This is a genomic window from Aquabacterium sp. (assembly GCF_041909175.1).
Lineage (GTDB): Bacteria > Pseudomonadota > Gammaproteobacteria > Burkholderiales > Burkholderiaceae_C > Aquabacterium.
In genome coordinates, this window is sequence record NZ_JAYRDZ010000002.1 from 457010 (window position 1) to 469803 (window position 12794).

The window sequence follows — 12794 nt, forward strand, 5'->3', positions numbered from 1 at the left end:
AGAAATGCCTGCCATCACGCCGGCTCTCACTGGCCCGGCTATGCGACAGATCAAGACTGGTTTGTAAGGACCGGGCGTGACACATCCGTGACACACGAAGTGACTAGGTCAGCATGCGTGAACAAGTACGCAGCCGCGTCAGCCTGTCGTTGCTCAAAGACCAAGCACTGAATCGCCTGAATCGCCCCGGTTTCAGTAGACACCTTCGAGCCTCAAACTGAGGCCCAATCGGAGGTGCCATGCAAAGCAAGCAACCCTACCCAGAAGAATTCAAGATCGAGGCGGTCAAGCAGATCACGGAGCGAGGCCACCGGGTGGCCGACGTGTCGGCCCGGATTGGCGTCAGCCAGCACAGCCTGTACAAGTGGATCAAGGCTTACTCGGTGCCGGCAGCGGAGCGGCAGGCTCAGATCTCGCAGGCTGAGGAGCTGCGCCGCTTGAAGGCCGAGTTGCGGCGCGTGACCGAGGAGCGCGACATCCTAAAAAAGGCCGCCGCGTACTTTGCCAAGCAGTCCGGGTGAGGTACGCGTTCATCAAGGCGCACGAGGGCCAGTACAGCGTGCGCCGCATGTGCAAGGTCATGCAGGTGCACCCCAGCGGCTACTACGCGTGGAAGTCCGAGCCGCAGAGTGCGAGGGCCAAGGACGATCAGCGCTTGAGCGGTCTGCTCAAGCAGGCATGGCTGGAGAGCGGCGGCGTGTATGGCTATCGCAAGCTGGCGCTGGACATGCGCGACCTCGGCGAGCGCTGTGGCAAGCACCGCGTGGCGCGACTGCTCAAGCTTGAAGGGCTGCGCTCGCAGACTGGCTACAGGCGCCGTCCGGGCATGCGCGGCGGCAAGCCTGCAGTCGTCGCACCGAACCATCTGCAGCGCCAGTTCACGGTGGCCGAGCCCAACCAGTCGTGGGTGACCGACATCACCTATATCCGCACGCACGAGGGCTGGCTGTACCTGGCGGTCGTGGTGGACCTGTTCTCGCGCCAGGTGGTGGGCTGGTCGATGGGCAGTCGTATCGACACCGACCTGGTGTTGGATGCACTGCTGATGGCGTTATGGCGGCGCCAGCCCAAACAAGCCGTCACGGTGCACTCCGATCAGGGCTGCCAGTTCACCGGGCACGAATGGCAGAAGTTCCTGCGGGACCACAACCTGGGCAGCAGCATGAGCCGGCGCGGCAACTGCCACGACAATGCCGTGGCCGAGAGCTTCTTCCAGTTGCTCAAGCGCGAGCGCATCCGCCGCCAGGTCTACGCCACGCGCAACGACGCCCGCGCCGACGTCTTCAACTACATCGAGATGTTCTACAACCCCAAGCGGCGCCACGGCACCGCAGGCGACACTTCGCCGGTCGAGTTCGAACGACGCCATTCCCAACGGCTCACGGGTGTCTAGGAAATCCGGGGCGATTCAGGCATCCCGCAAAGCCCATCGGCTGCCCTGCAAGCGATAGAGATGATCGGCGACCCAGAAGTCCCCACCGCCATCCATCAATAGACTGCTGATGATCAGCGCCGCACCCGCTGGTAGCGCTAAATGAGTGATTAAGAATCGAGGTGCGAATGGTGCGTTGGATAGTGGGGCGTTGCCCAGTAGTCGGGATTCATTGAGGGGCATCGGCATGTGCCTCCTTCGAATGCCACAGCGCATGCGCATCGATACGCACCAGTGCTGACGCTTGCAGCGCATCGATGCGAGCCTGTGCCTCACCGAGGCGTGTCTGGCGCAGGTTTCGCAACGTCAAGAGGTATTCGGCCAAGGGGGCCTCTCCCAGTTCCCAAGCTCGCCGCGTGCGGTTGCTGGCCGTGGTCTGCGCGGCCAGCGCCTGCGCGAATGACTGCCACTGCGTGCGCTTACTTTCAGCTGCCTGCGCGGCTACCCACGCACTTTGCTCCACCGCGCGCCGCACGCCGAGCGCCTCTGCCTCTGCGGCAGCTGCGTTGGCGCTTTCCGTGGCAGCCATTGCACTGCGATAGTCAGTGCCAAATGGCACCGTCAGGACAACGCCAATGACACGTTCCGTCCCACCGCGTTCAGACATCATCCGTACCCCGACTGTGGGGTCGGGCGTGCGGTTGGCGCGAGCTCGCTCGGCCACCTTGGCAAGGCGCGCTGCCTCTCCATCGGCAATGCCGATTTCGACGCTTTGTCGCACAATTCGCGCCAGCCACTCCTGTACCCCGCCCGGCAAAGGATCGGGATCTGGCAGCGTGGATGGCCGCGCGGGAATCTCAATGCCCGGGAACTCGATCACCATCGTTTGTCGTGCTGCCCGTTCTGCGTCGCGCGCAGCGCTAACCTGGGCTGCAAGCATCGCGCGTTCGGCTTGCAGAACGTCGCTGTCCCGCTGCGCTGCATCGCCCAGGGCCACGCGGCGGGCCATTGCTTCCTGCTCACGTCTAAGCAACTTTTCCTGAGCTTGCATCTCGTCGGCTACGACGAAACTGCGCAGCCATCCGGCCCAGACTTCCAACAGTCGCCTTGCCATTTGGTGCTCGGCATCTTCAAGGCGCATATCGGCCACCCTACGGGTGCGGCTGCCGATGTCCCGATCTATACGCGCCTTGTTTGGCAAGCGAACAGCACGGCTGAGCTGGATTTCCCATTCGTTGTAGCGACGCGCTTCGTTGGTCACGTTGCGACGTTGTAGGCCACTACTGAGTTCAAATTCGTGGCTACCGGCTTCAAGGGCGCTTTGCGTGGCGGCCGCCGCGTCCAAGCGAGCGGCTGCGGCATTCACGACCGGCTGGATTTTTATCGCCGCTTCGACTTGCGCCTGCGCAGGCAGCCACGAAAGATCATCGGCGCGCGCTTGCGCGGGATGAAATGTCAAAGCCGCGATAGCCACCATGACGGCACCAGTCGGTAGTACCAGGCTGCATCCTTTGTTTTTACTCGTCATACCAGTCTTCCACTTGCCAACACCGACTCCACCCACCAGCGGACATCGCTAGACGCGATGCGCTGGCGCAGATGCGCCAGGACCTGTTCCAGTTGTTCATATTCGATCAACACCCAAATGACGCGCCGATCCACACGGCCGCGAACCTTCTCGCGAATGGACGCGCGCGCGAAGTCGCCGGTATGCCCTTCGGCGTGCAACAGGGTGAACCCTGGCAGCACCGGGTCGGCCATCAGGGCATCGGTGACGGCGTCTTCGAGCGTGGGTGGAAACACCAGATTCAGGCGCACCAGTTGCGCTTCTTTCAATCCGTTCATGCGTGGACTCCTTGTTGTGAGGAGATGGCCTGGCCGAATCGCCGGTACAGCACCGGCAGCAGGACCAGGGTCAGCGCAGTGGAACTGACCAGTCCGCCAATCACCACGATGGCGAGTGGGCGCTGGATCTCAGAGCCAGGGCCACTGGCCAGCAGCAGGGGCACTAGGCCAAAGGCGGTGATGGAAGCCGTCATCAGCACGGGGCGCAACCGTCGCAGCGAACCTTCGCGCACCACCTGTTCCGTGGGCAGGCCTAGCGCGTGCAGGTGGTTGAAGTGCGTCATCAGCACCAATCCGTTGAGCACGGCGATGCCCAGCAGCGCGATGAAGCCGACCGAAGCAGGCACCGACAGGTACTGCCCCGACAGCCACAGCGCCGCCACGCCGCCGACCATGGCAAACGGCACGTTGCCGAGGATGAGCGCGGCCTGCCGCACCGAGCCGAAGGTCATGAACAGCACGAAGAAAATCAGTCCCAGGGCCACCGGCACCACCATGCCAAGGCGGGCCGCTGCGCGTTGCTGGTTCTCGAACTGCCCACCCCATTCGACGCGGTAGCCGGGCGGCAGCGGCACGTCGCGCACCACGGCGGCGCGCGCTTCATCCACGAAGCCGACCAGATCGCGCCCACTCACGCTGGACTGGATCAGCGCGAAGCGCGAGCCGTTCTCGCGCCGCACCAGCACGGGGCCATCAGTGGTGGCGATGCGCGCCAGCGAGGTCAAGGGGATTTCGCCCTGATCGCCACGGGCGAGCTGCAAGTCCTTGAACCGCTCGGCCGATCCGCGCAGCCGGGCATCCCCGCGCACCACGATGGGCGTGCGCCTGTCCGGCTCGATCACCAGCCCGGCCGGCACGCCTTCGAGCTGCGCGCGCAGCTCGTCCTGAACCTGCGTCACGGCCAGTCCGGCGCGCCCCGCCGCCTGCGCATCCACCTTCACCTGCAGGTATTCCACGCTGTCGCTGGCCTGGGTGAGCACGTCGCGCGCACCGGGCACTTTCTCGATGCGAGCGGCCATGCGCTGCGCCAGATCGCCCAGCGTTTGCAGATCAGGGCCGAATAGCTTGACTGCCACGTCGCCCCGGCTGCCGGTGAGCATTTCCGAGATGCGCATCTCGATGGGCTGGGTAAAGCCGAATTCCAGGCCGGGGAAGGCATCCATCACCTTGCGTATCTCGGCACTCAACGCGTCCTTGTCGGCTGCATGCCAATCCTTGCGCGGTGCGAGCTGCATGAACAGGTCGGTTTCGTTCAGGCCCATCGGGTCGAGCCCCAGCTCGTCGGAGCCCACCCGCCCGATGCTGTGCCGCACCTCGGGCACCGCCGCACCGATGGCCTTCTGCACTGCCAGGTCAATCTCCAGCGAGCGCTGCAACCCGATGGACGGCGGCTTTTGCAGTTGCAGCAGGATATCGCCCTCGTCCATCGTCGGCATGAACGCCTTGCCCGTGCCGAGGTAGGCCACCACACCCAATGCCAGGGCCGCGATGGCGACCGCCGATGCGCGTAGCGGGTGGTGAAGCGCAGCCTCCAGCAGCGGTTGGTACAGGCGCGTGGCCCAGCGCATCACCCACGGCTCGGTGTGAGCGTGTTCCTTGAGCAGCAGCGAGGCCAGCACCGGCACCAGCGTGAGCGACAGCAGCAGCGAGACGCCCAGGGCGAATACGATGGTCAGCGCCACCGGCACAAACAGTTTGCCTTCCAACCCTTGCAGAGTGAGCAGGGGCATGAAGGTCAGACAGATGATGAGGATGCCCGAGGCCACAGGCATGGCGACCTCGCGCGCCGCGGCGAATATGCGGTGCAGGCGCGGCTGGTGCGCACTGGGCGCGTGCGGGTCGAGCCGACTGACGGCGTTTTCCACCACCACTACGGCAGCGTCCACCAGCATGCCGATGGCGATCGCGAGGCCCCCCAAGCTCATCAGGTTGGCGCTCATGCCGACCAGACGCATCAGCAAGAAGGTGCCCAGTGCCGCCAAAGGCACCATCACCGCCACAACCAGCGCGGCGCGAAGCTCGCCGAGGAACAGAAGCAGCAGGATAACGACCAGTACCGTCGCTTCCAGCAAGGCGCTTTCCACCGTGCCCACGGCGCGCTCGATCAGCGTGCTGCGGTCATAGAACGGCACCACCTTGACGCCGGGCGGCAGGCTGGGAGTCACCTCGTCCAGCCGGGCTCGAATGGCTTTGACCAGCGCCGAGGCATCGGCCCCGCGCAGCGCCACCACGATGCCTTCCACCGCTTCGCCCGCGCCGTCCCGGGTGACGGCGCCATATCGCGTCACGCCTTCGATGCGCACCTGGGCCACGTCGCCCAGGCGAACTGGGGCCGTACCATTGGCCCCCGCGCGCAGGATCAGACGGGATAAATCGTCCAAAGTGTGGATCGCGCCTTCGGCGCGCACGATCAGCGTGTCTTCGCCTGCATCCAGGCGGCCCGCACCGTCATTGCGGTTGTTGCGGCCGATCGCCGTGATGACATCAGAGAAGCTGAGGCCCGCAGCGGAAAGCCGTGCGCGATCCGGCACCACAGCAAAGCTCTTGGCTTCTCCACCCAGCACGTTGACATCAGCAACACCGGGCAGCGTGCGCAGGGCCGGGCGCAGCGTCCAGTCCAGTAGGGCGCGGCGCTCGCTCAACGTGAGGCCACCGCCTTCGATGGTGAACATGAACACGTCCGACAGCGGTGTCGAAATCGGCGCCAGCCCGCCGCTGACGCCTTCGGGCAGGCTGCCCGAAACGCCGGCATAGCGTTCAGCCACCTGCTGACGCGCCCAGTAGATGTCGCTGCCTTCGGCAAAGTCCAGCGTGATGTCGGCTATGGCGTACTTGGCCGTGGAGCGCAGCATCACGCCCCGCGGCACACCGAGCAACTCCATCTCCAGCGGCGTGATCACGCGCGACTCCACCTCCTCGGGCGTCATGCCAGGGGCCTTGATAATCAGCTTGACCTGCGTGGGGGAAATATCCGGATAGGCGTCGATCGGCAATTGCAGGAAGGCCGCCAGGCCCGCACCCGCCAAAGCCAGCACGCCAAGCAGTACCAGCGCACGTTGGCGCAGGGAAAATTCAATCAGACGGGACAACATGCGTGGTCGCCCCTCATTGCAATGGAATCATGGATTTAAGCAGTGCCGTACCGCGCACGACGACCTGCATGCCTGCCGCAAGCGGCGCAGTGTCTGGCGAGACGGCACGCACGGCGCTTGACGCCTCTGATTCGTCTTGCCCCAGCAGTCGCACCGGAACAGCGCGGACGCGTAGGTCGCCGTGCATGTCTTGCGATGACGGCTCAGCAACGTAGACCACGTGGGCGCTGCCCGCTGGCAGCAGTGCGGACGATGGCACGCTCAAGGTGCCCTGCGGTGCTGGCAGCAACAGCGCGACACTGATCTGCTGCCCGGCCGCATAGCGGTCTGCCCCTGCCTGATCTGCATCGACGCGGGCACGTACCCGCAGGCTCTGACTACTGAGGTCAGTGTCGCCACCAACAGCCGTCACGCGAGCGATCGTGCCATCGGGAAGACGCACTTCCAAGCCTGGGTGGAGATCCGAGCGCCAGCGCAGCGGAACCGCGACGCTGACATCCAGCGGGCCAGGCTGAGCCACTATGAAGGCGATGTCGAGCGGCGCGACCGCCTGCCCGAGGCTCAGGTGACGACGCATCACCCGCCCGGACAAAGGCGCCAGCAATTCATACTCGCCGGCCTGCCCGCCGCTAACGGGTCGAAGCCGTGCGAGGGCGCCATTGGCCTCTTGCAACGTACTTTGCGCAGCCGCCGCGCGCGCCTGGGTTTGCTCGTTGCGCGTGGCTGGGATGATGCCCTCGGCCAAGAGCGTGGCATCGCGCCGGGCCTGCGCCGTAGCCACCGCCGCTTCGGTGCGGGCACGCGCCAGATCAGCCTGAGACGCCAGAACGTCCTTGCTCTGGATGCGCGCCAGTGCCTGACCTTGGCGCACTGCGGCGCCTTCATCGACCAGAACGCGCGTCACCACACCGCCATATGGCGCCACGACCTGCGCGCTAGCCGAGAGTGGTGCCACCGTCTGCGCGGGTAAGCTATCCAGCGGTATCACTGCAGCATCCTTGACGAGTGCGGTTTCCACACCCTGCGCGCGAAGCTGAGTGGCATTGAGGTGAACGCCGCCAGCGTTCGGTTGGGCGACAGCTTCGCTCGCGTCTTTATCGGCTACGGTTGTCTGCTGGGTTGCCCAAGCCCACCAGCCGTACCCTACGGCAGCCAGAACTGCCACACCGACGGCGGACAGGGCCAAGGTCTTGGTTCGGCTGGAGGAGCCCGCCGCTTTCAAGGTCGGGAAGCTCATGCTTGTGCCGCCCCAAATGACGTAGAGCAGAGTAGAGAGCACACAGCGCGAATTGAAAATTCGTCGCATATGAAGCGGTGCGCGAGGTTAATGAGGCGAAACATGCGGTCGATCTCTTGTAAAGATCAGCTCATGTTCTTCGGTGAAGCTTTGAGAAAGCTTTGGAGAAAGCGAAATTTTCTCTGTACGATCTATTCAGAAAAAAACCGCTTGTCTTGAGCCACAAGCTGCCGGTAAGTTGACTTCTCAGTCACTTGATCCGATAGCCAGGATAGCCAGCGGTTCGCTTTTTTGCCATCTCAAACATCGGGGCCATGCGCCATGGACATCAAGAATTCCGAATACCGTTTCAGTCCCTTGGTCATAGGCTTGCACTGGCTGACCGTGATTCTCATCATTGCGGTCTATGCGAGCATGGAATTGCGCGGACTGGCACCCAAGGGAGCCTTGAGAGACGCCATGAAGTCCTTGCACTACCTGCTGGGCCTCAGCGTTCTGGTGATCGTCGTGATCCGTATCGGGGTGCGCATCCAGGCGGGCGTGAAGCCCGCGATCCAACCACCCATGCCACGCTGGCAGGCCACGCTCGCCGATGGCATGCACTATGCGCTCTACAGCTTCATGCTCGCCATGCCGCTGCTCGGATGGCTCACCTTGAGTGCGGCGGGCAAGCCGATTGTTCTGTTTGGCTTGCCCGTTCCCTCTCTGATCGGCACCGACGTTGCTTTGTCGCGCCAACTCAAGGATGTCCATGAGGCGCTGGCGACATTGGGCTATGTCTTGATCGGATTGCATGCGATGGCGGCGCTGTTGCACCACTACGTCATGCGTGACAACACAGTGGTTCGCATGCTTCCCGGTCGACGCCCCTGACCTACTGGCCTCAGGCTGCTTTACATGAATTCGAATCTCCAATGACCAAATTTCACCACCGCGCCCACCCTGAAAGTCACCGCACTGAACATATCGGATGGCTGCGCGCCGCTGTTCTGGGTGCCAATGACGGCATCATTTCCACGGCCAGCCTAGTTGCAGGCGTGGCTGCTGCCCATGCAAGCCATGCCAGCATCATGACCACGGCCATCGCGGGGTTGGTAGCCGGCGCCATGTCCATGGCTGCAGGCGAGTTCGTGTCGGTCTATTCACAAGCTGATACGGAAAAGGCAGATCTGGCACGGGAACAAGATGAACTGAACCGTAGTCCGCATGCAGAGCATCGGGAACTGGCCGCCATCTACGTCCGGCGTGGCCTGGATCATCGGCTCGCGGATCAAGTCGCCACGCAGTTGATGGCACATGATGCGCTGGGCGCGCACGCGCGCGATGAACTGGGCATTTCTGAAACGCTGAGCGCTCGCCCGCTGCAAGCTGCAATGGCGTCCGCCGGGAGCTTCGCCGTGGGCGCGGCCATGCCGCTGGCTGTGGTTCTGCTGGCGCCAGAGCAGAGCCTGCTCTATTGGATCGTCGCGACGGCGATTGTCTTCCTGGCCCTGCTCGGCGCTGCGGCTGCTGCCGTGGGTGGTACGCCGCTCTTCAAAAGTGCGCTGCGCGTCGCGTTCTGGGGCACATTTGCCATGGCCGTGACAGCGGGCGTGGGAGCCATGTTCGGCACTGCGGTGTAGATCTGCGTCAATCTCAGAGCAGCGGTGGCCAAGGGCCAAGCCGCGCGGACAGCCGACCGTTGTCCAGTGAGAACGCCAGCGGCAGGTCTATGGCATGCGCGAGAGCCAGGGCCAGCGCCAGTCCCAGTCCAGCGTGATGCGCCGTGCCGCCTTCGGAATCCTTGCGCCAGAAGCGAAGGCCGAATTGATCTAGATCGGATGCCTGCAAATTGGGAGCTGTGTTAACGATGGTTAACATCCAGCCGGATGCCTCGAGCTCCAACCTACATTGAATGTCGTCGCCTTCGGGCGCGTATTCAATGGCATTGCGCAAGAGGTTGGAGAGGATGCGTTCGATCACGCCCTGATCACTTTGCACCCATGCTGATTCAGGCAAAGTCACGCGGATGGGTGACTTGGGTGCCATTTTCTGGACGTTGAGTCCCGCCAGTAACTCTTGCAGCAAAGCTGTCAGATCCAGAGGATCCAGCGCCAGTGTGTGTTGGCCGGACTCAAGACGCGCCAACAACAGCAGAGTGTCCACACTGCGCTGCATGCGTGAACTGGCCTGGATCATTGCATTCAGGGCGCGCTGGATTCGGGCCGGGTCGGCATCGATCAAAGCGCTTTCTGCGCTGATGCGGATTTCCGCCAGGGGCGTGCGCAACTCGTGGGCCACATCGCGGGAGAAGCGGCGCTCGCGGACAATGGCCGCATACAGGTGATGCAAGCCCTGATTGAAGGCTTCGGCAAACGGACGCAGTTCACGGGGAAAGTCCGCTCCGATCCGCGCAATCGGCCGATCCGAACGCAGATCGGCCAGTTGCTCGCCGACCCGCTCCAGCATGACCACGATATGCCGAACCATGAGCAGCGCCAGGCCCGTCGCTAGCAGCGTTGCCAGCACAATACCGCCCAAGAGCGCAAAGTGGATGCGCCGCTCGGTTTGATCCCAATCCCGGCGTTCTGTTGCGACGACTAATAGCTGAGACCTCTCTCCAGTTACCGACACGCGCGTCGCCAGCGCGCGGCCCGCGTGGCCATCCGGAAGTGTCACGTCGTAATAGCGCGGGGTGCCTTGCTCCACCGGGCCAAGCGATAGCTCGGCGCCTGCACTGCTGGGAGACCGTAGCAAGGTCCGGTGGGTCTGTGAATCGAAGACCGTGAAGAACTCGGTATGCCCGCCATGCTCATATTCCGGCATGAGGCTTTCGAGCTTTCTCGCATCCAACTCCTGCAGCACGCGCCCCACCGCCGCTGATCGTTGCATCAGGGTGGTATCCATCCGTCGATAGATTTCGTGGTCAATCCAGTAGTCGAGGACGGGAAACAGGATCGCGAAGGTTCCTCCAATGCAGATCACCAAGCTGGCAGCCAGCCGCCGCTGCAAGGACCAGGATCCGCCTTGACTCGCATCAGAAAGGGCTTCGGAATCGGGACGTACCATCGTTCAGGGCAGGATGTAGCCGAAGCCACGGCGTGTCACGATCAGTTCATCCAGGCCGCACTGGGCAAGCTTGGTTCGCAAGGTGCTGACGATCACCTCTACCACTTTGTCCGATGCATCGCTGCGGCTGTCGTACAAATGTTCAAAAATCTGCGAGCGCGACAGCGTGGCGCCGCGCCGACGCAGCAGCAAGTCGAGCAGTCCATACTCCTTCGGCGTGAGCCCAAGATCAATGCACTTGAACCTCGCGATGCGCGAGCGCGGATCGACCTCCAGATCGCCGTGGCGCAGAACTGGAACGTCCCGTTGCGGCGGACGCCGTACTAGCGCCCGCAGGCGAGCCAGCAGTTCGGCTAACTCGAAGGGTTTTGTCAGGTAGTCATCGGCACCCGCATCCAAGGCCCGCACCCGGTCGTCGAGCAGTTCGCGCGCGGAGAGCACCAACACCGGTGCGGCATGGGCCTCCCGGCCCAATGCGCGCAACACGCCAAAGCCGTCCAGCCGGGGCAGCATCAAGTCCAGAATGATGGCGTCGTACCGGTAGCTGGCAAGAAACTTCAGCGCGGACACGCCATCGGCTGCTGTATCGCAGGCATAGCCTTCCGACTGAAGGCTCTGGCTCAGGGCTTCGGCCAGCGTTTGCGAGTCTTCCACGATCAATACGCGCATGTGCTTTCTTCCGTTCAGCGCATCTCGAAAAGCTCTTGGTGGAACGCCTCCGGCTCGAGCCCCTGGGCCAGCAGGTCGGCGCGCAACGCGCGGCCGAAGGCCGTGGGGCCGCAGAACCAGACGCTGGCGTCTTTCCAACCCGGCACCATGGCACGCAGGCGTTCACCCGTCAGGCGACCGTTCTGCTTGTCGATGAGCAGGTGCAGCACAACGCCGGCCGCCTGGCTGTCGGCGCGCAGTTTCTCGATGGCCTGCGGATCAACGTCGCTCGTAGGATGAAACAAATCGACCGGGCGTGCGTCTTGGCCTTTATGCTGCGCCAAATACTTCATGCGCGCAATGAATGGCGTGATACCGATGCCGGCGCCGATCCAGATCTGGCGGGCCTTCTCGTCGTCGAAAGTGAAGCAGCCGTAAGGCCCCTCGACCGTTACCTGGTCGCCTACCCGTAGGCGCTCAGGCAGCCGGCGGGTGTGGTCGCCCAGCGCCTTGGTGATGAAGGTAATGCGCCGGTCTTCCGGCACCCAGGCTGAGGCTAGCGTGTAGGGGTGCGGGCCTTCTTTCGGGTTGGACATGGCGAAGGCAAACTGTCCGGGCCGGTGGCCGGGCCAGCCCGGGTCCATCCGCAGGGTGGTTTCCAGCACGTTCAGCGCAGGGTAGGTCTGCAGCGATTCGATGACACCGTGCGCGGTGCGCTGCGCACCGACTCGGCCCAGCAGCACCCACACCGCCGATACCGTGCCGCTCGCCAGCAGCATAGCCAAAGCCCAGCCCACGGGCTGGGCCCAGTAGGAGAACTGCACCAACACCAAGGTGTGGAAGGCCAGCACCAAGTAGATCGCTGCCATCCAGTGGTGCGTCTTGGCGAACAGCCGGTAGGGAAAGCGCTTAACCAAAGCCAGCACCAGTAGCACGGCGACGGCGTAGAAGGCCCATTCGCCCAAGTCCTCGGCCAGTCCACGCCAGCCACGCAGCGCCGATTCAATGGAGCCCATTGAATCGGCCGTTGCGCGGGGCTTGCGCGCGGGGCGCGTCAGCCAGCCCCAGCCTACGGCCCATTTAGTACCCTGCGCCCACAGCCAGTGTACTGTTGCAGCGGTCAGAGCAGCGATGCCGAGCCACTTGTGCAGGCGGTATATCTTGTCCAGTCCGTTCAAGCTGGGCTCCAGCCACGCAGGGCGCGTGGCCAACATCATCGCCACGGACATCGCGCCGATGGCCAGTACGCCGCTGTATTGAATCCATACCGTTCGCAGGGCGAAGTAGTTGGACTGTGCAGGCCAGAGCGTATCGGTAAAAAGCCATAAAGCGCTCAATGCCAGCGCAAAAAACCAGAACGTCCAAATTATTCTCTTCATCGTGGATTTGCCCCAAATTCTGCGGAAGGCGCATGCGGCACTGGTCGGAAACCATCAATCCATATACGCGATAGCGTGCCTTTGAATGTGGCCGTGTATCCGAAATTACAGATAATTCTAATTTTGGCATCCCAACCTTTGGTAACGCTTTGGATTGATCACCCATCTATGGA

10 protein-coding genes are annotated in these 12794 nt (G+C 63.2%); 3 read left to right on the forward strand and 7 right to left on the reverse strand.

Translation table 11 applies throughout. The features are described 5' to 3' along the window. Positions 1-239 precede the first annotated feature (239 nt). Positions 240-1393 (forward strand): IS3 family transposase gene (locus ACE3PH_RS04655; RefSeq protein WP_374316825.1). Its coding sequence is split into 2 segments (ribosomal slippage): positions 240-480 and positions 480-1393, totalling 1155 coding nucleotides; the frame shifts between segments, so codons are not numbered across the junction. 208 nt (positions 1394-1601) lie between these two features. Here the strand turns inward: ACE3PH_RS04655 and ACE3PH_RS04660 are convergent. From ACE3PH_RS04660 to ACE3PH_RS04675, 4 genes are read right to left on the reverse strand one after another with little or no spacing between them, the layout of a single operon-like run. Further along, positions 1602-2849, reverse strand: coding sequence for a TolC family protein (locus ACE3PH_RS04660; RefSeq protein WP_033460289.1), 1248 nt, complete (start codon positions 2847-2849; stop codon positions 1602-1604). A gap of 47 nt (positions 2850-2896) precedes the next feature. Next, positions 2897-3217: a DUF3240 family protein gene (locus ACE3PH_RS04665; RefSeq protein ID WP_003056157.1), complete on the reverse strand. Its 321-nt coding sequence runs from the start codon at positions 3215-3217 to the stop codon at positions 2897-2899. Further along, on the reverse strand, positions 3214-6309 hold the full coding sequence (locus tag ACE3PH_RS04670; protein WP_374316826.1) for an efflux RND transporter permease subunit: 3096 nt from the start codon (positions 6307-6309) through the stop codon (positions 3214-3216). The genes ACE3PH_RS04665 and ACE3PH_RS04670 overlap by 4 nt, the downstream gene beginning before the upstream one ends. A gap of 13 nt (positions 6310-6322) precedes the next feature. Then, positions 6323-7546 (reverse strand): efflux RND transporter periplasmic adaptor subunit, encoded by a 1224-nt coding sequence (locus ACE3PH_RS04675; protein ID WP_374316827.1) that lies wholly within the window; start codon positions 7544-7546, stop codon positions 6323-6325. Positions 7547-7867: 321 nt separating this feature from the next. On the opposite strand from ACE3PH_RS04675, the gene ACE3PH_RS04680 reads away from it, so the two are divergent. Together ACE3PH_RS04680 and ACE3PH_RS04685 are read left to right on the forward strand one after the other, a co-directional pair. Further along, the gene (locus tag ACE3PH_RS04680) at positions 7868-8419 is read left to right on the forward strand and encodes a cytochrome b (RefSeq protein WP_011517532.1); all 552 of its coding nucleotides are present in this window, start codon (positions 7868-7870) and stop codon (positions 8417-8419) included. Positions 8420-8460: 41 nt separating this feature from the next. After that, positions 8461-9168: a VIT family protein gene (locus ACE3PH_RS04685; protein WP_035884269.1), complete on the forward strand. Its 708-nt coding sequence runs from the start codon at positions 8461-8463 to the stop codon at positions 9166-9168. A 13-nt stretch (positions 9169-9181) separates the two neighbouring features. On the opposite strand, the gene ACE3PH_RS04690 is transcribed toward ACE3PH_RS04685, so the two are convergent. The 3 genes from ACE3PH_RS04690 to ACE3PH_RS04700 are packed head-to-tail and all read right to left on the reverse strand — an operon-like array spanning position 9182 to position 12621. Further along, the gene (locus ACE3PH_RS04690) at positions 9182-10537 is read right to left on the reverse strand and encodes a HAMP domain-containing sensor histidine kinase (protein ID WP_227472609.1); all 1356 of its coding nucleotides are present in this window, start codon (positions 10535-10537) and stop codon (positions 9182-9184) included. A gap of 60 nt (positions 10538-10597) precedes the next feature. Further along, positions 10598-11263, reverse strand: a complete 666-nt coding sequence (locus ACE3PH_RS04695; protein ID WP_011517534.1) for a response regulator transcription factor — start codon at positions 11261-11263, stop codon at positions 10598-10600. Positions 11264-11277: 14 nt separating this feature from the next. Next, positions 11278-12621: a ferric reductase-like transmembrane domain-containing protein gene (locus tag ACE3PH_RS04700; RefSeq protein WP_011517535.1), complete on the reverse strand. Its 1344-nt coding sequence runs from the start codon at positions 12619-12621 to the stop codon at positions 11278-11280. Positions 12622-12794 lie beyond the last annotated feature (173 nt).

What these genes read in the sequence shown, in the direction of transcription:
- ACE3PH_RS04660 (WP_033460289.1), bottom strand. Translation starts at nt 2,849, where the DNA reads ATGGTGGCTATCGCGGCTTTGACATTTCATCCCGCGCAAGCGCGCGCC.
- ACE3PH_RS04665 (WP_003056157.1), bottom strand. Translation starts at nt 3,217, where the DNA reads ATGAACGGATTGAAAGAAGCGCAACTGGTGCGCCTGAATCTGGTGTTT.
- ACE3PH_RS04670 (WP_374316826.1), bottom strand. Translation starts at nt 6,309, where the DNA reads ATGTTGTCCCGTCTGATTGAATTTTCCCTGCGCCAACGTGCGCTGGTA.
- ACE3PH_RS04675 (WP_374316827.1), bottom strand. Translation starts at nt 7,546, where the DNA reads ATGAGCTTCCCGACCTTGAAAGCGGCGGGCTCCTCCAGCCGAACCAAG.
- ACE3PH_RS04680 (WP_011517532.1), top strand. Translation starts at nt 7,868, where the DNA reads ATGGACATCAAGAATTCCGAATACCGTTTCAGTCCCTTGGTCATAGGC.
- ACE3PH_RS04685 (WP_035884269.1), top strand. Translation starts at nt 8,461, where the DNA reads ATGACCAAATTTCACCACCGCGCCCACCCTGAAAGTCACCGCACTGAA.
- ACE3PH_RS04695 (WP_011517534.1), bottom strand. Translation starts at nt 11,263, where the DNA reads ATGCGCGTATTGATCGTGGAAGACTCGCAAACGCTGGCCGAAGCCCTG.
- ACE3PH_RS04700 (WP_011517535.1), bottom strand. Translation starts at nt 12,621, where the DNA reads ATGAAGAGAATAATTTGGACGTTCTGGTTTTTTGCGCTGGCATTGAGC.